Here is a 22,172-nt window from a genome sequence, read left to right as displayed (position 1 = left end):
TTGCCGCTACGCCTCTACCACGTTGTTTGTGTTAATGAATGTTTTTTATTGATGACGCCCGACGCCATCTCGTTATTCCATCAGTGCAGTCTCGGCATATAAATAGCCTATCCCCATCACCTGCTGGGCGCGGGTGAGTTGCCCGAAGTTTATTTGCGTGGCGTGACTCTTAAGGCTATCACCGTGGTCGAAGGGATTAAAACCAATGCGCTGTTTAATGGCGTTCAGCCAGTTTTCGCCAAACTCGCAGCTGCGGCCATAGAACCAGATCTGATTAATATTCAGAATATTAAGAAAGTTATACAGGCTAAGCCCAATCGCGTTGGCCGAATCTTCTACCCAGCGGGCAACTCTTTCATCTCCGCCATGCAGCGCCTGAACCAACTGCCGGGAAGTGAGCTTTTCCGGATCGTGCTGCTGCGCCTCGGGGTGTGTTTTGAGCCAGATACGGGCCTGTTTTTTCAGCGCGCTGAGCGAAGCTACGGTTTCCAGGCAGCCATAGCGCCCGCAGTCGCAGGCCATGCCATCCGGGTTCACGATGGTGTGGCCAATTTGCCCGCTGCCGTACAGATTGCCGCGATAGATTTGCCCGTTGATCACAAACGAAGAGCCGATGCCATAATCCACGTTAAGCACGCAGAAATCTTCCCGATTGCCGTTGTTTTGCCACTTTTCCGCCAGGGCCAGCATCACGCAGTCGTTATCCAGCCGGACTTCGACGTTCAGCTTCTCCTCCAGCAGGTATTTAATTTCCACCGCTTCCCGCCACGGGGCCTGGGGCATGGTTTGCGACACGCCGGTCACCGGATCGACCTGCCCGTGTATACCCAGCGCGAGATTAATGGTTTTTTTTGGCCAGTTTTTTCGCTGCTGCTGCCAGATTGCTTCGATGGCCGACAGCAGTGCCTGGGGAGAAGGTGCCACAATAGCGCGGCGCTCAAAGTCGGTTATCGGCGAAAGCTGGGCGTTGCACAGCTGGCTCTCGATGCTGGTGGGGGTGACGTTCATACAGAGGATGTAATCCCCTTCCGGCGGGATCTGGTAGCTGCCGCTGTTCAGCCCGCGGCTGCTGAGATTTTCGCTGGAGTGGCTAAGTTTGCCCTCATCAACCAGCTCTTCAAGGATGTTGCTGACGGCGGGAATGGACAGCCCGGTGTAGCGGGCAAACTGCGATTTACTCAGCTGCTTGTGCCGCCATACCAGCGTCATCAGCGTTTGCCGGTTGAGCTGGCGCACCCGCTGATTATTGAGACCTGACTCCTGCATGTTTACTAAACCTCATTAACTGTATTGCGTGAGCATTCAGCGATTAAATCATAATCAGCTGCTCCAAACTGTTGGCAATCCCCCATTCACTGTTATTTGTTTACTGGAGAGTTGCAATGTACGGAGCCGTTAAAGTCTGGCAGGAAACGATCTCACTCCCGACCTGGACCACCGGAGCAGAGGATCCAAACCCGATGTTCCTGGAAAACCGTGTTTATCAGGGATCTTCCGGCGCGGTTTACCCCTATGGCGTGATAGACACCCTGACCGGTAAACGTGAAATGCGCGAGTACCAGGCGGTTTGGCTGGAGAACGATTTCATTCGCGTCATGCTGCTACCGGAACTGGGCGGGCGTATTCACCGTGCCTGGGACAAAGTGATGGAGCGTGACTTCGTTTACTACAACGAAGTGGTCAAACCCGCGCTGGTGGGCCTGATTGGGCCGTGGATCTCCGGTGGGATCGAATTCAACTGGCCTCAGCACCACCGCCCGACCACTTTTCTGCCGGTCGATGTGACCTTCCAGCAGCACGAAAGCGGGGCGCAAACCGTCTGGCTGGGTGAAGTGGAGCCGATGCGCGGCCTGCAGGTGATGACCGGTTTTACGCTTTACCCGGAAAAAGCGCTGATTGAAATTACCGGCAAAGTCTTTAACGGCAACGCCACGCCGCGCCACTTCCTGTGGTGGGCAAACCCGGCGGTGAAAGGCGGCGACGACCATCAGAGCGTATTCCCGCCGGACGTGACTGCGGTATTTGACCACGGCAAACGCGACGTTTCCGCTTTCCCGATTGCCCACGGCACCTACTACAAGGTGGATTACTCCGCGGGCGTGGATATCTCCCGCTACAAAAACATTCCGGTGCCAACGTCCTACATGGCTGATAAGTCGGATTACGATTTTGTGGGGGCCTATCACCACGGTGAACAGGGCGGGCTGCTGCATATTGCCGATCACCATGTATCACCGGGTAAAAAGCAGTGGACCTGGGGCAACTGCGACTTTGGCCTGGCCTGGGATCGCAACCTGACCGACACCAACGGCCCGTATATTGAGCTGATGACCGGCGTGTTTACCGACAACCAGCCAGACTTTACCTGGCTGGCACCGTTTGAAGAAAAAGTGTTTGTGCAGAACTTCCTGCCGTACAGCAAACTGGGGACGCTGCAAAACGCCAGCACCGAAGCGGCCATCAAACTTGAGCGTCAGCAGGGCAGGCTGGAACTCGGTGTCTACGCCATTTCTCCGTTGGAAGCAGTGACGCTGCGTCTTGAAAGCGACGGCGTAGTCCTGTGGCAAACGCCGCTCAGCCTGAAACCGGCGGAAGTCTGGCAGCATCAACTGACGGATGACTGGCCGCAGCGGCTGACGCTGAGCTTACTCAACGCGCAAGACGAAGTGGTGCTCAGCTACCTCGAACACATCGCGGAAGAGTTGCCTTTGCCACAGGCGGCGCAGGCGCCGTCTAAACCTGAACAAATCGCGAACTGCGACGAACTTTATTTCATTGGCCAGCATCTGGAGCAGTATCTGCACGCCAGCCGCTCGGCCTTCGACTACTACCAGCGAGGGCTGGAGATTGACCCGCTGGACTCCCGCTGTAACGTCGCCCTGGGCACGCTGGAATTCAACCGGGGAAACTGGCAAAAAGCCAAAGAGCACGCTGACGCGGCGCTGCAGCGCGCCCATCGCCTCAACAAAAACCCGCAAAACGGCGATGCCAGCCAGCTTCTTGGCTCGGCGAAAGAGCGCCTGGGCGACTACGACGGTGCCTTCGATGCTTACTACAAGGCCAGCTGGAGCGGCAACTGCCGGGATGCGGCATTTTATGCCCTGGCCCGTCTGGCAATGCGCAAAGGGGAAACGGCTCGTGCCTTAACGCTGGTGTCCCAAAGCCTGCAGTTCAACGCCTCGAATAACCTGGCCATGGGGTTGAAAGCGCTGGTGCTGTCTCAACAAGGGGAAAAAGCCGCGGCGCTGGCCTGGATCGAGCAGCAGCTTGCCGCCTGGCCGCTGAGTTATGTCCTGCATTATGCCCGCTGGGCCATTACGCAAAGCGAAGGTGACAAGCAAAAGCTGCGGCAGGTGACCGGCCAGCGCGGCACTAACGCGAGCGTTTTGGCAGGCTGGCTGATGAGCTTTGGGGCAGAGCATGCCGCGCGTGAACTGCTCGCCGTGCTGAATGCGCAGGAAACGATGCCGCTGCTGTGGCAGGCCTCGCTGGAATCCGATCCGCAACGGCAGCAGTGCTATCTCGTGCAGGCTCGGGAGCTGTTTACCGCCCGGGTTCGCTTCCCTAACACGCTGGATGAAGTGCAAATGCTGATGCGCCTCCCGCAGGATGGTTTTGCACAGTATCTGCTGGGCTGCTTCTGGTACAGCAAACGTCGTTATGCAGAAGCGCTAACCTGCTGGGCATTCTGTGCTGAACAGATGCCGGAGTTTGCCTCCGTGCAGCGCGTGCTGGCGATTCATGCCTGGAACAAAGAGCAGGACGTTCAGCGAGCTGAAACGCTGCTGCAGCGTGCCGTGGATCTTGAACCCGATAATGCGCGCTTCCTGTTTGAGCTCGACTTTCTGCTTAAGCTGAATGGCCGCTCACCGGAGGAGCGTCTTACCCGCCTGGAGGCGAGGCGTGACGTTGCGCTAAAACGTGACGATCTCACTGCCGAGCTGCTGAGCCTGTGGAACCAGCACGGCAAGCATGACGCAGCCGCGAAGGTGCTGGCTGAACGGAAGTTCCATCCGTGGGAGGGCGGCGAAGGCAAAGTGACGGGGCAGTACATTATCAGCCAACAGCGGCGCGCCCTGGCCTGCATGGCTGCCGGACAATACGGCCAGGCAGAGGAACTGCTGCAACAGGCGCTGAGCTACCCGGAAAACCTCGGCGAAGGCCGCCTGGTCGGGCAAACCGACAACGATATCTGGTATCTGCTTGGGCGCTGTGCGCAGCTCCAGCAGCGTAGCGAACTCGCTAAATCCTACTTCCAGCAGGCGCTGAAGGGCGGAAGTTCCCTGGCGGCCGGGCGCTACTACAACGACCAGCCCGTGGACTACCTCTTCTATCAGGCTATGGCCCTCAAACAGTTGGGAGAGCTTGAGGCGGCCCATCAGCACTTCAAAGCCTTTATTGACTGGGCGCAGGCGCACCGTACCGACGGGGTTGAGGCCGATTTCTTCGCTGTTTCCCTGCCGGACCTGATCGCGCTCAACGGCGACCCGCTGAAGCAACATCAGCAGCATTGCCTGTTTGTGGAGGCGCTTGGGTGGCTTGGCCTGGGGGATATCGCCGCCGTCAACCAGCGGGTGGAAGCCTTGCTGACCCTTAACCCGGCTCATGACAAAGCCCATCTGCTGCGTCAGGCCCTTAGCTCCGGCGTGCTTTAACAAAATAACCAGCGGGCGACGATGAGCGCCCGCTCCCTTACCCTACAAATACAAGATGAGGATCGACCATGGAAAGTATGCCATCGCAACTACGCATGGGTTACGTCTGGACCATCTGTCTGGTGGCCGCCTGCGGCGGGCTGTTGTTTGGTTATGACTGGGTGGTTATCGGCGGGGCGAAACCGTTCTACGAAGCCTATTTTTCTATTACCGATCCGGCCGTTTCCGGGTGGGCGATGAGTTCGGCTCTGGTGGGGTGTGTCATCGGGGCGCTGCTCTCCGGTTGGTGTGCCGATAAGTTTGGCCGAAAAATTCCCCTTATTGTTGCGGCACTGCTGTTTACCGTATCGGCATGGGGCACGGCAGTTGCACATAACTTCGACCTGTTTGTTGGATGGCGTATTGTCGGCGGGGTCGGAATCGGCCTCGCTTCGGCGCTTAGCCCGATGTATATCGCAGAAATTAGCCCGGCGGCACAGCGCGGCCGCTTTGTCGCGGTTAACCAGCTCACCATTGTTATCGGCGTGCTGGCGGCACAGCTTATCAACCTGATGATTGCCGAGCCGGTCGCCAGCCACGCGACAATGCAGGAAATCAGTGCGAGCTGGAATGGACAGGTGGGCTGGCGTTGGATGTTTGGCTCGGGCGCGGTGCCTGCAGCGGCGTTTTTGATCCTGATGTTCTTTGTGCCGGAGTCACCGCGCTGGTTGGTGCGCGCCGGGAAAAGCGAACGCGCTCACCAAATGCTGAGCCGCATCGGCAGTAAAAGCTATGCCGACGAAACGCTAAAAGATATTCAGGAAACGTTAAGCAGGGATACTCAAAAAGTATCGTGGTCTGCCCTTTGGGAGCCGAAGGTTCGTCCGATCATCGTGATGGGTATGGTGCTGGCGGTGTTCCAGCAGTGGTGTGGGATTAACGTTATCTTCAACTATGCGCAGGAGATCTTTGCCTCCGCCGGGTTCGACATTAACAGTACGCTGAAATCAATCGTGGCTACCGGCCTGATTAATCTGGTGTTTACTATCGCCGCGTTGCCGCTGGTGGACAAAATTGGCCGTCGCAAACTGATGTTGTTCGGTGCCGCCGGGCTGACGATTATCTATGCGCTGATTGGTGCCTCCTACGGCCTGGGCATTATGGGGCTGCCGGTGCTGATTCTGGTGCTGGCCGCCATCGCGACTTATGCGCTGACGCTGGCCCCGGTAACCTGGGTGTTGCTGGCGGAAATCTTCCCGAACCGCGTTCGCGGCCTGGCGATGTCGCTGGGGACATTAGCGCTGTGGATTGCTTGCTTCCTGCTGACTTACACCTTCCCGCTGCTGAATGCGGGCCTGGGCGCGTCAGGCAGCTTCCTGCTGTACGGCGTTATCTGTGCCGCAGGCTTTATCTACGTGCGCCGCTTCGTGCCGGAAACCAAAGGCGTGAGCCTCGAAGCGCTGGAGCAGCAGTTGGCTGAGGGGCGCGTGAACGCTTCTCCCGCCCAGGCTGCAAAGGTGCTGCGTTAATGGACGCTCTGAACCTGCAAAATGCTTTTCTCAGTTTGACTGTTGCCCCGCAAGGGGCCTCAGTTCTCAGCTTTGAATCTCTCCGGCACGGGAAACCGATTTTTCATCCGGCGAACCCGGCGCTGTTTCCGATGCTGCCGCTGGCTAATCGGGTGGCCGGGAACGCTTTCCCTCTGCACGGCGAGCAAATCCAACTGCCAGACAGCCCCGTTGATGAGCACTTTTTTCTGCACGGGGACGGCTGGCAAAAGCTTTGGTACGTTGAGCAGCACACTGCGGAGTCCGTCACCTTAAGTTTGCGCAGCCAGCATCCCTGCGGTTTTGATTATCTGGCGAATCTGACTTATCGCCTGGCGGGCAACAGGCTGCTAACCCGGCTTGAGCTGAGGCACATCGGTGAGAAACCGATGGTTTACGGGCTTGGTTTGCATCCTTATTTTGCGCTGGAACCGGACAGCCTGGTGCAGTTTTCCGCCAGCGGCTACTGGCCTGAAGGCGAGCAGCACCTGCCTTTGGCCTGGGAAGGGATGTTCACTCAGCTGACGGATTTTTCCCGCGCGAAAACGCCGGAGAACAAGTGGCTTAACGTGGGCTATTCCGGCTGGAGCGGCAGGGCGGTTATTACCCACTCTGATATGAGCGTTTGTCTTTGCAGCCCGGCACCCTGTTTGATGGTGTTTCGCATGGAGAACCAGCCGTTTATCTGCCTTGAGCCGCAAACGCATCCGGTCAACGCGCATAACATGGTGGGAATGCCGGGGCTGGTTATGCTGGAGAGGGGCCAGACCACGCATCTGGAGATGGAGGTTGAGGTGAGCTAGCGTGTAATAGCCATTATTTTGATGTGTGTTATTACGCTGTTAATGTTTGCTTGCATGCCAGCCGGCTATCCCCGACACTATCGCCTCCAAAACGGGAGGGATCATGGTTTTGCATTCCACGCGCTGGCTGGCGCTCAGTTACTTTACCTACTTCTTTAGCTATGGCGTGTTTTTGCCGTTCTGGAGCGTCTGGCTCAAAGGCGTCGGGCTTCCCCCGGAAACTATAGGATTGCTGTTAGGCTCAGGGCTGATTGCCCGTTTCCTCGGCAGTTTATTATTAGCCCCCCGCGTGACCGATCCTTCCCGCCTTGTTTTCGCCCTTCGTCTGTTAGCCCTTGCCACACTAATTTTTGCCGCTGGTTTCTGGCTGGGCCATGCCGCGCTCTGGCTGCTGCTGACGATGGTGGGCTTTAACCTGTTCTTCTCGCCGCTGGTGCCGCTGACCGATGCGCTGGCGGGGACCTGGCAGCGGCAAATGCCGCTGGATTATGGCCGGGTACGGCTTTGGGGATCGCTGGCGTTTGTTATCGGCTCGGCCATTACCGGCAAGCTGGTGAGCGAATTCAGCTATCAGGCTATTCTGGTGCTGTTGACCATCGGCGCGGCGTCGATGCTGATTGGCATGATGCTGCGGCCTTCTATTATGCCGCAGGGCGAAACCCGGCATCAGGCTTCGGCGGGTTGGCCCGCCTGGAAAGGGCTGATTATCAGCGCCTGGCGTTTTCTGGCCTGTGTTTCTCTGCTGCAGGGCGCGCATGCGGCCTATTACGGTTTTAGCGCAATTTACTGGCAGGGCGCAGGCTATTCCGCTTCCGTTGTGGGCTATTTATGGTCGCTGGGCGTAGTGGCGGAAATTGTTATCTTTGCCCTCAGCAACAAATTGTTCCGCCGCTGGAGTGCCAGAGATTTACTGCTGTTGTCCACCGTGACCGGCATTATTCGCTGGAGCCTGATGGCAAGTACCACCGAACTGCCGTGGCTGATTGTGGCGCAGATCCTGCACTGCGGCAGCTTCACGGTTTGCCACCTGGCGGCGATGCGCTATATCTCTGCCCGTAAAGGCGGGGAGGTGATCCGGCTGCAGGCCGTTTACTCCGCCGTAGCGATGGGCGGCGGTATCGCCGTGATGACGATTTTCTCCGGCTTCCTTTATCAGCATTTGCAGGGCGGGATGTTCTGGGTCATGGCGCTGGTAGCGGCCCCGGCGCTGTTCCTGCGGCCAAAAGTCGCCGCAGTCAGCCCGGTTGCGGAAAACTAAGCCTCTAACAGCGCTTTGATACGCTGCTGCTGGTGTTCTCCCAGCGGCAGCGTGGCGTGAATGAGCGGGGGGGAAAACAGCGGCAGTGAGGTCGCGTAGGGCGTAATGACCAGCCCCACTTCGCGCGGAGCGCCCTGGCTTTGAAACTGCTGTACCGCCAGGTATTTAATGTTGAGCGGCAGCAGGGTCAGCTCACGCAGCTGCTGCTCAATTTTCTGTTCCAGCTCCCGATCGTCGGCCGTCAGCAGCAATACCTGTTTTTCCTGAATGTCACTTTCCTGCATCAGCCAGGCACCAAAGATCACCGCGACCAGGCCTCTTTCCGCGTCGGAAAACTGAATCCCATAATGCTGTTCAAAATCCGCAAGCACCTCTCGCGAGGTTCGCATCAGCCTTGGATAAAGACGCGTGATCTCTTCGGGCAGGCTGTGGTCGATGCCAATATTAAAGTGGCAGCGGTTCAGCGCCTGGGCGAGGTGAATATAAAGCTGATCGCTAAGCCCTTGTTCATCGCTAAAAGAGAGCCCGGCCTGCCGACGGAAGCGTTCAATCATCCGCGCGATTTCGTTGTGTAAACGGGCATCCTGCTCGTGTTCGTCATTAATCGGATCGGGGATCCTGAGCAGTTGAAAGAGCAGGGCCAGGAAATGCTGCTCATCGACATCGGCGGGCTGCATGACGCGGCGCTTCCAGTGGCGGGCTATTTCCTGGGCGACTGCAAACTCAGGCCGCATCTGGCTCCATTCGCGCTGCTGCGGCGTCAGGACGGGCACATTGCCGGAGTGATGCTGGTGCAGGCAATACTGCAGAAAGAGCGTCAGGAACTGGCTGTCCCGGCTGTCGTACTGCCTTTTTAAACGGCGGCCACACAGATTCACCAGCGCACGTAAATTGGTTTCGTCATACAACGCCTTGATAAGTCCCAGTTGGTTTAGCTGAGACTTTAGTGCCGGGCTAAAGTGCTGTTGCACAAACTGCGGGCAAAGGCGCAGGGCGCGTCGCAGCCAGTGCAGCAGGCAAAGGCGGCGATCAAGAACTGTGCCTTCAATCCGGTAGCTGCCGTCCTGCTGCGGAGTCAGGGAGAGACGGTGATAACTCTGGATCTCATGGCCCGTGTCGGCTATATCTTGCAGGGTTTGCCTCTGATCCACGCCGTTAAGGCTGGCAATTACCTCCGGCGTGACGTTCGGCTCCGGGAGATAGAGCATCAGAAGCAGGTGGCAGCGGCGCTGCGAACTGGTGAGCACAGAGGGTGGCGGCGTCAGTAAAGTCATCATCTGGCTGTCCCAATGTGGTATCAGAAGTTAAGAATAGCTAAAGGTTTCGGCCAATATATTGCCCTTTTTAGTTTTTCATCACGGAATTACGGCTGGCTCACAGAATTTAAATCTTGAGGGAAGCATGAGCGACAAAAGAATCAGCCTGAAAGGAGTAGCCTTACTGCTGGCAGGGCTTTCGGCGGCAAGCGTGCAGGCGCATCCCCACAGTTTTATCTCCATCGTCACTACGCCGGTGGTTGAGCAGGGGCAGCTGACGGGGCTAAAAATGCAGTGGACGATGGACGAGATTACTTCAGCAGATCTGTTGTATGACGCCGGCGACGCAAAGCCGGGGTCTACCGTATGGAAGAAGCTGGCGGCAGAAGTGATGGCTAACGTGCTGGGCCAGCACTACTTTACCGAGTTCTGGCATAACAAAGAGAAGGTGAAGTTTGGCAATTTGCCGCCGGAATATGGCCTGAGCCGCAGTAATCATCAGGCGGTGCTGACGTTTGTTCTGCCGCTGGCGCATCCGCAGCCGCTGAAAGGGCAGACATACCGTTTCTCGACCTTCGATCCGACCTATTTTGTCGACATGAGCTATGCCCACGATGGGGACGTGCATCTGCCGCTGGATTTGGCCTCAGGCTGTAAAGTGTCTGTGCACACGCCAAAGCCCAGCGAAGAGACGCTGCTGTTCGCGCAGTCGCTGGATAAAGCTGACGCCCCGCCTGAGGACATGGACTTAGGGAAACAGTTTGCTCAGGAGGTGACGCTGGCATGTCAATAATCACCGCTTCTTCTCCCGTTCGCCGCTGGGGCCATTTGTGGCCGTTGGCGCTGTTTATGCTGCTTGCCGCAGCCGGGCTTTATGCCTTGTGGCTTTATTGGCCGCAAATCCTGCTCAGCTCGGCCGTCTGGCAGCGTTCAATCAATCAGGAATTAAGCGGGCTGCTGCGCCAGGTGGCGGACAACCCCGCTCGCGCAGGTTTATCGCTGCTCTCTTTCAGTTTTTTCTATGGCGTGCTCCATGCGCTGGGGCCAGGGCACGGTAAAATCGTCATCAGCACCTGGCTTGCGACCCACCCCTCAAAAATTAAAAGCAGCCTCGGTTTGACCTTTGCCGCCTCTTTATTGCAGGGACTGGTGGCTATTGCGCTGGTGGTCGTGGTGCTGGGCGTCCTGGCCTTGCCTTCCCGGCAGCTTCATCTCAGCAGTTATTGGATGGAGAAGGGCAGCTACCTGCTTGTCGGGTGCCTGGGCCTTTTGCTGAGCTGGCGGGCACTGGGGCGTTTACGCGCTCAGTTACGCCGCAAACCCAAATTCACCTCGTTTACACCGCATCATGTGCATGACGCTAACTGCGGCTGCGGGCATCAGCACGTCCCGGACGAAAAACAGCTGGCGGCGGGCAGCGACTGGCGGGCCAGGCTGATGATCGTTCTGTCGATGGGTATGCGCCCCTGTTCCGGCGCGATTATGGTGCTGCTGTTCAGCAAGGTGATCGGGGTCTTTAGCTGGGGCGTACTGTCTGCGCTGGCGATGGCGGCGGGCACCTCGATCACTATTTCTGGCCTGGCGTTGCTGGTACACAGCTTCCGTGCGCTGGCGGTTCGCTTAAGCGGGAACCGTGCCCCGGTGCTCTGGCGGCAGGTCGGCTGGTCAACGCTCGCGCTGGCGGGAGGAATTATCCTGGTCGTGGCCGCTCTGATTATGTGGCTGAGCGCCCAGCCGATGGCGCGAGGTATTCGGCCTTTCTGAACGGGCAGCTAAATGCGGGCATAAAAAAATCCCCTCGCCGTAAAGCTGAGGGGATTTTTGTTTTTGCCTCTTCTTTATTAAAGAAGGTGAGGCAAAAAAGCTTAGCGCTTCAGCGCTTCGCTCAGTTCTTCACGCATGGTAGCCAGCATGGCTTTCACTACGCGTGGGTTACCGGCGACGATGTTCCCGGTCGTCAGGTAGTTATGGCCGCCGGTGAAATCACACACGATGCTGCCGGATTCACGAGCTAGCAGTTCACCTGCGGCGAAATCCCATGGCTTCAGGCCAATCTCGAAGAAACCGTCCACGCGGCCAGCCGCAACGTAGGCCAGATCCAGCGCAGCGGAACCGGTGCGACGGAAGTCTGCACACTGGGTGAACAGTTTGCCGACGATGTTGATGTAAGAGGTAGCGTGCTGCTTCACTTTGAACGGGAAGCCGGTCGCCAGAACGGTGCCGTCCAGGTCGCGTGCGTTGCTGCCGCGCAGGCGGTAGCCGTTAAGCTGGGCGCCCTGGCCGCGAACGGCGCTGAACAGTTCGTTACGCATTGGATCGTAAACTACCGCGACTTCGGTGCGGCCTTTGATACGAACAGCGATAGAAACGGAGAAATGCGGCAGACGTTTGATGAAGTTGGTGGTGCCATCCAGCGGATCGATAACCCATTGCACATCCTGATCTTCCCCAGCCAGTTCACCGGATTCTTCGGTGATGATGGTGTGTTTTGGGTAAGATTTACGAATCACTTCGATAATCAGACGTTCGGCGTCTTTATCGACGTTGGTCACGAAGTCATTGCTGCCTTTCTGGCTAGCTTCAACTGCGTCTGGAGTTTCGTAATTCTTGGCAATTAAATTACCCGCCTTGCGTGCAGCACGCACGGCGATGTTGAGCATCGGATGCATCGGTATCTCTCGCTGGATGTTAAAGAACGGAAAACGCGGCGGAGTATAGCAGAGCGTTCGGAATATGTCCCAGGGTTATGATAAGATATTGCGATATTCTTCCCAGGCTATGAATGACAATGCTGCAAAACGTACGAATCGTGCTGGTCGAAACCTCGCATACCGGCAACATGGGCTCCGTGGCTCGCGCTATGAAAACCATGGGCTTAACTAACCTTTGGCTGGTCAATCCGCTGGTCAAACCGGACTCCCAGGCCATCGCCCTGGCCGCTGGCGCCAGCGACGTTATTGGCGATGCTCAGATCGTCGATACGCTTGATGAAGCACTGGCAGGATGCAGCCTGGTGGTCGGCACCAGTGCGCGTTCCCGCACTCTGCCGTGGCCGATGCTTGACCCGCGTGAATGCGGTCTAAAAAGCATCAGCGAAGCGCAGCACGCGCCGGTGGCCATTGTGTTTGGGCGCGAACGCGTGGGCCTGACCAACGAAGAGTTGCAGAAGTGCCATTATCACGTTGCTATCCAGGCTAACCCGGAATACAGCTCCCTTAACCTCGCCATGGCGGTGCAGATCCTCGCCTATGAAGTGCGCATTGCCTGGCTCGCCACGCAAGAGCAGCCGGAAGCGGCTAAAGAAGAGGAAGATGCGCCTTATCCGCTGGTTGATGACCTGGAGCGTTTCTATGTGCATCTCGAAAAAGCGCTGCAGGAAAGCGGCTTTATTCGCCCAACCCATCCGGGGCAGGTGATGAATCGCCTGCGCCGTCTGTTTACCCGCGCACGCCCGGAAAGTCAGGAATTAAACATCCTGCGCGGCATGCTGGCGTCGCTGGAAAACCCGAAAAAATCGGGCCAATAATACTTGAGTAAAATGGTAGGTTAAATAGTTGACCATTTTACTCAGGAATGTCAGACTTGCGTCCTGCTATGTGACAATCACACTTTTAAAAACCCCCGGCTCGAGGGGCTATTTGAGGTTAAGTAAGACATGAGACTGACATCAAAAGGGCGCTATGCCGTAACCGCGATGCTTGACGTTGCGCTGAACTCTGAATCGGGCCCGGTTCCGTTGGCTGATATTTCTGAACGTCAGGGTATTTCACTCTCCTACCTGGAGCAGCTGTTCTCTCGCCTGCGTAAAAATGGCCTGGTGGCCAGCGTTCGCGGTCCTGGCGGTGGTTATCTGTTAGGTAAAGACGCGAGCAGCATCGCCGTAGGCGAAGTGATCAGCGCCGTTGATGAGTCCGTAGACGCCACCCGTTGCCAGGGTAAAGGCGGCTGCCAGGGCGGTGATAAATGCCTGACTCACGCGCTGTGGCGCGACCTGAGCGATCGCCTGACCGGCTTCCTGAACAACATCACCCTGGGTGAACTGGTTAACAACCAGGAAGTGCTGGACGTGTCCGACCGTCAACATAGTGAAAATCATCGCAGCACCCGTTCTCAGGACGCTATTGACGTCAAACTGCGCGCATAAGCAGAAGAACAAGAATTTTAGAATCAGGTTCGGGGAGCGGTGCTCCCTGTCTATAACGGCAGCATATTTTAAGCCTGATTCTTCGCATTGAAGTGATGTACGGAGCTTAAGAGCAATGAAATTACCGATTTACCTCGACTACTCCGCAACCACGCCGGTAGACCCGCGTGTTGCTGAGAAGATGATGCAGTTTTTAACGATGGACGGCACCTTCGGTAACCCGGCCTCTCGTTCCCACCGTTTTGGCTGGCAGGCTGAAGAAGCCGTTGATATTGCCCGTAACCAAATCGCTGAACTGGTTGGCGCGGACCCGCGTGAAATCGTCTTCACCTCCGGCGCGACCGAGTCAGACAACCTGGCCATCAAAGGTGCGGCTAACTTCTATCAGAAGAAAGGCAAGCACATCATCACCGCCAAAACCGAACACAAAGCCGTGCTGGACACCTGTCGCCAGCTCGAACGTGAAGGGTTTGAAGTGACTTATCTGGCGCCACAGAGCAACGGTATCGTTGACCTGAAGCAGCTGGAAGCCGCTATGCGTGAAGACACCATTCTGGTGTCCATCATGCACGTGAACAACGAAATCGGCGTGGTGCAGGATATCGCAGCTATCGGCGAAATGTGCCGTTCCCGTGGCATTATCTTCCACGTTGATGCTACCCAGAGCGTGGGCAAACTGCCTATCGACCTGAGCCAGCTGAAAGTTGACCTGATGTCCTTCTCTGGCCACAAAATTTACGGGCCGAAAGGGATCGGTGCGCTTTACGTGCGTCGCAAACCGCGTATCCGTATCGAAGCTCAGGTTCACGGCGGTGGTCACGAGCGCGGCATGCGTTCCGGTACTCTGCCTGTTCACCAGATCGTCGGCATGGGCGAAGCTTACCGTATCGCAAAAGAAGAGATGGAGACCGAAATGGCCCGTCTGCGCACGCTGCGTAACCGTCTGTGGAACGGCGTGAAAGATATGGAAGAAGTTTACCTGAACGGTGACCTGGAGCACGGCGCGCCAAACATCCTCAACGTTAGCTTTAACTACGTTGAAGGCGAGTCGCTGATCATGGCGCTGAAAGACCTCGCGGTCTCTTCGGGCTCAGCCTGTACTTCCGCTAGCCTCGAGCCATCCTACGTGCTGCGCGCGCTGGGCATGAGCGATGAACTGGCACACAGCTCTATCCGTTTCTCTCTGGGTCGTTTTACCACTGAAGAAGAGATCGACTACACCATCGAGCTGGTACGTAAATCCATTGGCCGTCTGCGCGACCTTTCTCCGCTGTGGGAAATGTTCAAACAGGGCGTGGATCTTAATTCCATCGAATGGGCTCATCACTGATCGTTCGTCAGGACGTCGATTTCAGATTCTGGAGAAGTAAAAATGGCTTACAGCGAAAAAGTAATTGATCACTACGAAAACCCACGCAACGTTGGCTCTTTTGACAACAGCGACGACAGCGTAGGTTCCGGCATGGTGGGTGCACCGGCCTGTGGCGACGTGATGAAGTTGCAGATCAAAGTCAACAATGACGGTATCATTGAAGACGCGCGCTTCAAAACCTACGGCTGCGGCTCGGCGATTGCATCCAGCTCGCTGGTGACCGAGTGGGTGAAGGGCAAATCCCTGGACGAAGCGCAGGCGATCAAAAACACCGATATCGCAGACGAACTCGAACTGCCGCCGGTGAAAATTCACTGCTCAATCCTGGCTGAAGACGCTATCAAAGCGGCTATCGCGGATTACAAAAGCAAACGTGAAACAAAATAATTTTTGTTGAGGTTGTTGTATGTCGATTACCCTTAGCGACAGCGCCGCTGCCCGTGTAAGTGCCTTCCTGACCAACCGCGGTAAAGGGTTTGGTCTGCGTCTGGGCGTGCGCACATCAGGCTGCTCTGGGATGGCTTATGTTCTCGAATTTGTTGATGAACCGATGGCGGATGACACTGTGTTCGAAGACAAAGGCGTGAAGGTGGTTGTCGATGGTAAAAGCCTGCAATTCTTAAACGGGACCGAGCTCGACTTCGTCAAAGAAGGCCTTAACGAAGGGTTTAAGTTCACTAACCCGAACGTGAAGGATGAGTGTGGCTGCGGCGAAAGCTTCCACGTCTGATCCCGCGCAATTCCCCACTGGCTCTGGCCCGTGGGGATTTTGCTTTACCACACAGCACTTACCTGACCTGAACCCGAGTCTGTTATGGATTATTTTACCCTGTTTGGGCTAACGCCAGGCTACACCCTGAACACCGAGCAACTGGCCAGCCGTTACCAGGAGCTGCAGCGTCAGTTCCACCCGGACAAATACGCCAGCCGCCCTCAGGCAGAACAGCTTCTGGCCGTGAGCCAATCCGCCACTATTAACCAGGCCTGGCAGACGCTGCGTCACCCGCTTGCCCGCGCCGAATACATCCTGTCCCTGAACGGTTTCGACCTCGCGAATGAACAGCACACCGTGCGCGACACCGCGTTCCTGATGGAACAGCTGGAGCTGCGTGAAGAGCTGGACGATATCGAGCAGGCGAAAGACAGCGACAAGCTTGAAAGCTTTGCCTTGCGCGTAAAAACTATGGTGAAAAACCGCAGCGCGCAGATGGTGCAGCAGCTGGATGACCAGCAGTGGGAACAGGCGGCGGACACCGTCCGCAAGCTGCGTTTCCTCGACAAATTACAGAGCCAAATTGAACAACTAGAAGAAAAGCTGCTCGACTTTTAACGCCTGAACTCAGGCCCGATTTTTGGAAGCGATACATGGCCTTATTACAAATTAGTGAGCCTGGCATGATGGCTGCACCGCACCAGCGCAGGCTGGCCGCGGGCATCGACCTTGGCACCACCAACTCGCTGGTGGCTACCGTGCGCAGCGGCCAGGCCGAAACCCTTGCCGACCATGAAGGCCGTCACCTGTTGCCTTCCGTGGTGCATTATCAGCAGCAAGAGCATATCGTTGGTTTTGACGCTCGTGCGCTTGCCGCTCAAGATCCTGCGAATACCATTAGTTCGGTAAAACGTATGATGGGCCGCTCTCTGGCGGACATCCAGACGCGTTATCCTCATCTCCCGTATCGCCTGCAGGCCAGTGAAAACGGCCTGCCGATGATCGAAACGCCTGCCGGTCTGCTTAACCCGGTGCGTATCTCTGCCGACATCCTGAAATCGCTCTCCGCGCGAGCCAGCGAAACCCTGGAAGGGGAGCTGGATGGCGTGGTGATCACGGTGCCAGCCTATTTTGACGATGCGCAGCGCCAGGGTACCAAAGACGCTGCTCGCCTTGCCGGGCTGCACGTTCTTCGTTTGCTGAACGAACCTACCGCCGCGGCGATCGCCTACGGTCTGGATTCCGGTAAAGAAGGCGTTATTGCCGTTTACGATCTGGGCGGTGGGACGTTTGATATCTCCATCCTGCGCCTGAGCCGCGGTGTGTTTGAAGTGCTGGCTACGGGCGGTGATTCCGCTCTGGGTGGCGATGATTTCGATCATCTTCTGGCCGACTGGCTGCGCGAGCAGGCCGGGATTGCTGACCGCAGCGACGACCGCATGCAGCGCCAGCTTCTGGACGCGGCTATCGCCGCCAAAATCGCGCTCAGCGATGCCGCCACCGCCAGCGTAGAAGTGGCAGGCTGGCAGGGCGAAGTCACTCGTGAACAGTTCAACGAGCTTATCTCTTCTCTGGTTAAACGAACGCTGCTGTCCTGCCGTCGCGCGTTAAAAGACGCAGGCGTGGCAGCAGAAGAAGTGCTGGAAGTGGTGATGGTCGGCGGCTCAACCCGCGTACCGTTGGTGCGCGAGCGCGTAGGCGAGTTCTTTGGCCGCACGCCGTTAACCTCTATCGACCCGGATAAAGTTGTTGCCATCGGCGCGGCCATTCAGGCCGACATTCTTGTAGGCAACAAGCCGGACAGCGAAATGCTGCTGCTGGACGTGATCCCGCTGTCCCTTGGCCTGGAAACGATGGGCGGCCTGGTCGAGAAGGTTATCCCGCGTAACACCACCATCCCGGTGGCCCGCGCGCAGGAATTCACCACCTTCAAAGACGGCCAGACAGCGATGGCTATCCATGTGCTTCAGGGCGAGCGCGAGCTAGTCCAGGACTGCCGTTCATTGGCGCGTTTTACCCTGCGCGGCATTCCAGCAATGTCCGCAGGCGGAGCCCACATTCGCGTTACCTTCCAGGTCGATGCCGATGGCCTGTTGAGCGTGACGGCAATGGAAAAATCCACCGGCGTTGAATCTTCAATCCAGGTGAAACCGTCTTATGGCCTGAGCGATGGCGAAATTGCCAGTATGATTCAGGACTCCATGAGTTACGCCGAGCATGACGTGCAGGCACGTATGCTGGCCGAGCAAAAAGTCGAAGCTGCCCGCGTGCTGGAAAGTTTGACCAGCGCGTTGACGGCGGATGCCGCGCTGCTAAGCGCCGCAGAGCGTGCCGACATTGATGCCGCGATGGCCGCGTTAAGCGCTGCTGCTGCAGGCGAAGATGCCGACGCTATTCAAAATGAAATCAAAAACGTAGACAAGCAAACCCAGGAATTCGCCGCACGTCGTATGGATCAGTCGATCCGTAAAGCGCTGACCGGCCATTCCGTGGACGAGGTTTAATATGCCAAAGATTGTTTTTCTGCCTCATCAGGACCTGTGTCCGGATGGCGCAGTTCTGGAAGCGAAGCAAGGTGAAACCATTCTCGACGTTGCGCTGCGCAACGGCATTGAGATTGAACACGCCTGTGAGAAGTCCTGCGCCTGCACCACCTGCCACTGCGTAGTGCGTGAAGGTTTTGATTCCCTCGCGGAAAGCACCGAAGACGAAGACGACATGCTGGATAAAGCATGGGGTCTGGAGCCGGAAAGCCGCCTGAGCTGCCAGGCTCGCGTCAGCGACGAAGACCTGGTGGTTGAGATGCCGCGTTACACCATTAACCACGCACGCGAGCACTAACGGGAGCCGACATGGGACTGAAGTGGACCGACAGCCGCGAAATCGGCGAAGCGCTGTACGACAGCCGCCCGGATCTCGATCCTAAAACGGTGCGTTTCACCGATATGCACCAGTGGATCTGCGAGCTGGAAGAGTTTGATGATGATCCGAACGCTTCTAACGAGAAAGTACTGGAAGCGATTTTACTTGTCTGGTTAGATGAAGCTGAATGATACACGGGCTGCCTTGGGCGGCCCGTTTTTGCATTTTGCCTGTGCTGAATAATGAAGGATTGGAAAATGACTGAAGCCATGAAAATCACCCTTTCCACGCAGCCAGCGGACGCACGCTGGGGCGAAAAGGCGACGTATAGCATCAATAATGACGGCATTACTCTACACCTGACCGGCAAAGACGATCTCGGTCTGATCCAGCGCGCGGCGCGCAAAATTGACGGGCAGGGGCTGAAGCACGTCCAACTGGCTGGTGAAGGCTGGGACGTTGAGAAAAGCTGGGCGTTCTGGCAGGGATATCGCGCGCCAAAAGGCGCCCGCAAAATTGACTGGGCGGTGCTGAGCGAAACCGAGCAGAAAGAGCTGGATAACCGCCTGAAAGTGATCGACTGGGTTCGCCATACCATCAACACCCCGGCTGAAGAGCTTGGCCCGGAGCAGCTGGCTTCCCGCGCGGTAGATCTGCTGTGCGACGTCGCCTGTGACCACGTGTCTTACCGCATCACCAAGGGCGAAGACCTGCGTGAGCAGAACTATGCCGGTATCCACACCGTTGGCCGTGGCTCAGACCGCGCCCCTGTGCTGCTGGCGCTGGACTTCAACCCAACCGGCAACCCGGATGCACCGGTTTACGCAAGCCTGGTCGGGAAAGGCATTACCTTTGATTCCGGCGGTTACAGCATCAAGCAGACCGCGTTTATGGATTCCATGAAATCCGACATGGGCGGGGCCGCGACTATCACTGGCGCACTGGCTCTGGCCATTACCCGTGGCCTGAACAAGCGCGTTAAGTTGTTCCTGTGCTGCGCGGATAACATGATCAGTGGCAACGCCATGAAGCTGGGTGACATCATCACCTACCGCAACGGCAAAACCGTTGAAGTGATGAACACCGATGCTGAAGGGCGACTGGTGCTGGCCGATGGCCTGATTGACGCCGCCGCACAGAAACCAGAACTGATCATCGACTGCGCGACCCTGACCGGGGCAGCAAAAACGGCTCTGGGTAACGACTACCATGCGCTGTTCAGCTTTGATGACAAGCTGGCTGCCCGCCTGCTGGCAAGCGCGGCGGAAGAAAACGAGCCGTTCTGGCGCCTGCCGCTGGCTGAATTCCACCGCAGCCAGCTGCCGTCTAACTTCGCCGAGCTGAACAATACCGCGAACGCCTCTTACCCTGCGGGGGCTAGCACGGCGGCAGGTTTCCTGTCTCACTTTGTGGAAAACTATCACGAAGGCTGGCTGCACGTTGATTGTTCTGCGACCTACCGTAAAGGTGCCGTTGAGCAGTGGTCTGCCGGTGCGACTGGTCTCGGCGTACGTGCGATCGCCAATCTGCTGTTAGCGAAGTAATATTTGCCCCTCATCCCGGCCCTCTCCCCATAGGGGAGAGGGAGAAAAAAGTTCGGGAGAAGTTAACACCGGACAGTTTCTCTGTAAGGGAGAGACACTTTGAGTGGTTCTCCTCTCCCTTCCAGGAGAGAGACTCAGAACTGTTTCCTCTCCTTTTCAGGAAGAGATACTCAGAACTGTCCCCTCTCCCTTCCAGGGAGAGGGTTAGGGTGAGGGTAAACCTCTTAAGCTTTATCCCGGAATCACAATGTCAGAAACAAAAAACGAACTAGAAACCCTGCTTGAGCAGGCGGCAACCGAGCCAGCTCATCGCCCGGCATTTTTCCGCACCCTGCTGGAATCCACCGTTTGGGTACCGGGCAATGCGGCAGAAGGTGAAGCGATTGACGCCGATAGCGCGGTTGAACTGCAGCACTGGGAAAAAGAAGACGGCACTTCGGTGATCCCTTTCTTCACTTCTCTGGAAGCTTTGCAGGAAGCGGTCAGCCATGAGCAGGCGTTTGTGGTGATGCCTGTGCGTACCTTATTTGAAATGACGCTGGGTGAAGCACTGTTCCTCAACGCCAAACTGCCGACAGGCAAAGAATTTACGCCAAACGAAATCAGCCATCTGGTCAGCGCGGAAAGCGATCCACTGAGCCAGCAAGAAGTGCTGGAGGGCGGTACTTCACTGCTGCTTTCCGAAGTCGCCGAACCGCCAGCGCAAATGGTTGACTCCCTGACTACGTTGTTTAAAAACCTGAAAACGGTCAAGCGGGCGTTCATCTGCTCTATCAAAGAACAGGCTGACGAAGAGCCAAACCTGCTGATTGGCATTGAGGCCGACGGCGACATCGAGGCGATTATTCGCCAGGCCGGAAGCGTGGCTACCGATACGTTACCGGGCGATGAGCCGGTTGATATCTGCCAGGTTGTTGAAGGCGAGAAGGGCATCAGCCACTTTATGATTGCCCACATCACGCCGTTCTACGAACGCCGCTGGGGCAGCTTCCTGCGCGACTTCAAGCAAAACCGGATTATTTAACGGCTGAGTGTCACTCATTTTAAGGGAGGCTTCGTGCCTCCCTTTTTTTATTTATTGCGCAGGCTCAACAGGCAGGTCTGGGCGAGCGCCCCATTCACTCCACGAACCATCGTAAAGCGACACGCCGTTCACGCCCAGCGTGGTCAGCGCCAGCACCACAACAGCGGCAGTAACGCCTGAACCACAGCTGGCAATAATTGGCCGCTCAAAGCTCACGCCCTGGCGTTCGAAGATCTCGCTCAGTTTATCCGTGGTCTTCAGCTGACCGTTTTCTACGAGATCCACCCACGGCACGTTAAGCGCCCCTGGAATATGGCCGCGTTTCAGGCCCGGGCGCGGCTCATCGGCCAGCGCGTTGAAGCGTGGAGCCGGGCGGGCATCCACAATCTGGGCAGTGCCTTCGTGGCTGACCAGCAGCACGTCCGTCAGGCGTTTAATCACCAGTGGATCGAAGTTAACCTCGAACTCACCTTCCGGCAGCTCCGCATCCCCTTGCTCCAGCGGCAACGCTTCACGCTGCCATTCAGCCAGCCCACCGGCCAGAATGGACACTCTCTCTACGCCGAAAGTGCGCAGCATCCACCAGGCACGAGGCGCGGAGAACAGGTTGCCTTCATCGTAAACCACCAGATGCTTGTCACTGCTGACGCCAAGCTCGCGCATGGCCACGGCAAACGCCTCGGCTCGCGGCATCATATGGGGCAGGGGGCTGGTGTGATCGGAGAGCGCTTCGATGTCGAAATAGGCCGCACCAGGCAGATGCCCGGCACGGTACTCCGCAGGCATATCGCGAAGTGCTTCCTGGCCTGCTGGAGCCATACGGGCATCTAAAATCTGGATATCGTCATCGTTAAGATGTTCTGCGAGCCAGTCGCTCGCGACGAAGAAAGAGGTGGACACAATGAGCCTCCGGTTCATCAAAGAAAAATGGATTGTCGGTGTTTTTCTATAACCCGGCAAGCGGCCTTGCCCGACACCGCGAGATACTTCGTAAAACTTAATGAATACTGTCGTAA

The 22,172-nt window shown here is 56.9% G+C and carries 21 protein-coding genes; 17 read left to right on the top strand and 4 right to left on the bottom strand.

Going from position 1 to position 22,172, the window contains the following annotated elements; translation table 11 throughout:
• Positions 1-72: 72 nt before the first annotated feature.
• A complete protein-coding gene (locus LH86_RS21500) occupies positions 73-1,266 on the bottom strand; it encodes an ROK family transcriptional regulator (RefSeq protein ID WP_039305734.1) in 1,194 nt (397 codons plus the stop codon).
• Positions 1,267-1,382: 116 nt separating this feature from the next.
• Between LH86_RS21500 and LH86_RS21495 the strand changes: the two genes are divergently transcribed.
• The 4 genes from LH86_RS21495 to LH86_RS21480 all read left to right on the top strand — a co-directional run bounded on the left by LH86_RS21495 (position 1,383) and on the right by LH86_RS21480 (position 8,242).
• Positions 1,383-4,655, top strand: coding sequence for a DUF5107 domain-containing protein (locus LH86_RS21495; RefSeq protein WP_039305731.1), 3,273 nt, complete (start codon positions 1,383-1,385; stop codon positions 4,653-4,655).
• Between the two features lie 68 nt (positions 4,656-4,723).
• The gene (locus tag LH86_RS21490; protein WP_039305728.1) at positions 4,724-6,163 is read left to right on the top strand and encodes a sugar porter family MFS transporter; all 1,440 of its coding nucleotides are present in this window, start codon (positions 4,724-4,726) and stop codon (positions 6,161-6,163) included.
• Entirely contained in the window at positions 6,163-6,984 is an 822-nt protein-coding gene (locus tag LH86_RS21485) for an aldose 1-epimerase (protein ID WP_039305725.1), read from the top strand. The genes LH86_RS21490 and LH86_RS21485 overlap by 1 nt, the downstream gene beginning before the upstream one ends.
• A 103-nt stretch (positions 6,985-7,087) precedes the next feature.
• Positions 7,088-8,242, top strand: coding sequence for a 3-phenylpropionate MFS transporter (locus tag LH86_RS21480; protein WP_039305722.1), 1,155 nt, complete (start codon positions 7,088-7,090; stop codon positions 8,240-8,242).
• Here LH86_RS21480 and csiE read toward each other — a convergent pair.
• Complete coding sequence (csiE, locus tag LH86_RS21475) at positions 8,239-9,519, bottom strand: stationary phase inducible protein CsiE (protein WP_039305720.1); 1,281 nt, start codon at positions 9,517-9,519, stop codon at positions 8,239-8,241. The two genes, LH86_RS21480 and csiE, sit on opposite strands and share 4 nt — an antisense overlap.
• A gap of 124 nt (positions 9,520-9,643) precedes the next feature.
• Between csiE and LH86_RS21470 the strand changes: the two genes are divergently transcribed.
• Complete coding sequence (locus LH86_RS21470; protein WP_039305717.1) at positions 9,644-10,291, top strand: DUF1007 family protein; 648 nt, start codon at positions 9,644-9,646, stop codon at positions 10,289-10,291.
• Entirely contained in the window at positions 10,282-11,262 is a 981-nt protein-coding gene (locus tag LH86_RS21465; protein ID WP_039305715.1) for a nickel/cobalt transporter, read from the top strand. Before LH86_RS21470 ends, LH86_RS21465 begins: the two co-directional genes overlap by 10 nt.
• Before the next feature lie 101 nt (positions 11,263-11,363).
• Here LH86_RS21465 and suhB read toward each other — a convergent pair whose 3' ends face one another.
• A complete protein-coding gene (suhB, locus tag LH86_RS21460) occupies positions 11,364-12,167 on the bottom strand; it encodes an inositol-1-monophosphatase (RefSeq protein ID WP_039305712.1) in 804 nt (267 codons plus the stop codon).
• Positions 12,168-12,286: 119 nt separating this feature from the next.
• On the opposite strand from suhB, the gene trmJ reads away from it, so the two are divergent.
• The 11 genes from trmJ (at position 12,287) to sseB (ending at position 21,156) form a co-directional block, all read left to right on the top strand.
• A complete protein-coding gene (gene trmJ, locus LH86_RS21455; protein ID WP_039305709.1) occupies positions 12,287-13,024 on the top strand; it encodes a tRNA (cytosine(32)/uridine(32)-2'-O)-methyltransferase TrmJ in 738 nt (245 codons plus the stop codon).
• A gap of 129 nt (positions 13,025-13,153) precedes the next feature.
• Positions 13,154-13,642 (top strand): Fe-S cluster assembly transcriptional regulator IscR, encoded by a 489-nt coding sequence (gene iscR / locus LH86_RS21450; RefSeq protein ID WP_008459430.1) that lies wholly within the window; start codon positions 13,154-13,156, stop codon positions 13,640-13,642.
• 115 nt (positions 13,643-13,757) lie between these two features.
• Positions 13,758-14,972, top strand: coding sequence for a cysteine desulfurase (iscS, locus tag LH86_RS21445; protein ID WP_039296161.1), 1,215 nt, complete (start codon positions 13,758-13,760; stop codon positions 14,970-14,972).
• Positions 14,973-15,014: 42 nt separating this feature from the next.
• Complete coding sequence (gene iscU / locus LH86_RS21440; protein ID WP_008459428.1) at positions 15,015-15,401, top strand: Fe-S cluster assembly scaffold IscU; 387 nt, start codon at positions 15,015-15,017, stop codon at positions 15,399-15,401.
• Between the two features lie 19 nt (positions 15,402-15,420).
• The gene (iscA, locus tag LH86_RS21435) at positions 15,421-15,744 is read left to right on the top strand and encodes an iron-sulfur cluster assembly protein IscA (RefSeq protein WP_039296157.1); all 324 of its coding nucleotides are present in this window, start codon (positions 15,421-15,423) and stop codon (positions 15,742-15,744) included.
• 84 nt (positions 15,745-15,828) lie between these two features.
• Positions 15,829-16,344 carry a co-chaperone HscB gene (gene hscB / locus LH86_RS21430; RefSeq protein WP_039305706.1) on the top strand — a complete coding sequence of 172 codons (516 nt, stop codon included), beginning with the start codon at positions 15,829-15,831 and terminating at the stop codon, positions 16,342-16,344.
• Between the two features lie 35 nt (positions 16,345-16,379).
• Entirely contained in the window at positions 16,380-18,230 is a 1,851-nt protein-coding gene (hscA, locus tag LH86_RS21425) for a Fe-S protein assembly chaperone HscA (protein ID WP_039305703.1), read from the top strand.
• Position 18,231: 1 nt separating this feature from the next.
• Entirely contained in the window at positions 18,232-18,567 is a 336-nt protein-coding gene (fdx, locus tag LH86_RS21420) for an ISC system 2Fe-2S type ferredoxin (protein ID WP_008459424.1), read from the top strand.
• A gap of 11 nt (positions 18,568-18,578) precedes the next feature.
• Positions 18,579-18,779 (top strand): Fe-S cluster assembly protein IscX, encoded by a 201-nt coding sequence (gene iscX, locus LH86_RS21415; protein ID WP_016537752.1) that lies wholly within the window; start codon positions 18,579-18,581, stop codon positions 18,777-18,779.
• A 66-nt stretch (positions 18,780-18,845) separates the two neighbouring features.
• Positions 18,846-20,132: an aminopeptidase PepB gene (gene pepB, locus LH86_RS21410; RefSeq protein ID WP_039305701.1), complete on the top strand. Its 1,287-nt coding sequence runs from the start codon at positions 18,846-18,848 to the stop codon at positions 20,130-20,132.
• A gap of 247 nt (positions 20,133-20,379) precedes the next feature.
• Complete coding sequence (sseB, locus tag LH86_RS21405; protein ID WP_039296146.1) at positions 20,380-21,156, top strand: enhanced serine sensitivity protein SseB; 777 nt, start codon at positions 20,380-20,382, stop codon at positions 21,154-21,156.
• A 51-nt stretch (positions 21,157-21,207) separates the two neighbouring features.
• Here the strand turns inward: sseB and sseA are convergent, their stop codons facing one another.
• Entirely contained in the window at positions 21,208-22,056 is an 849-nt protein-coding gene (sseA, locus tag LH86_RS21400) for a 3-mercaptopyruvate sulfurtransferase (RefSeq protein WP_039305699.1), read from the bottom strand.
• Between the last annotated feature and the right edge of the window lie 116 nt (positions 22,057-22,172).

This window comes from Cedecea neteri, from assembly GCF_000758325.1.
Taxonomy (GTDB): domain Bacteria; phylum Pseudomonadota; class Gammaproteobacteria; order Enterobacterales; family Enterobacteriaceae; genus Cedecea; species Cedecea neteri_B.
Note: the sequence above shows the minus strand (reverse complement) of the source record. Positions and strands in the feature narration are given on the sequence as shown.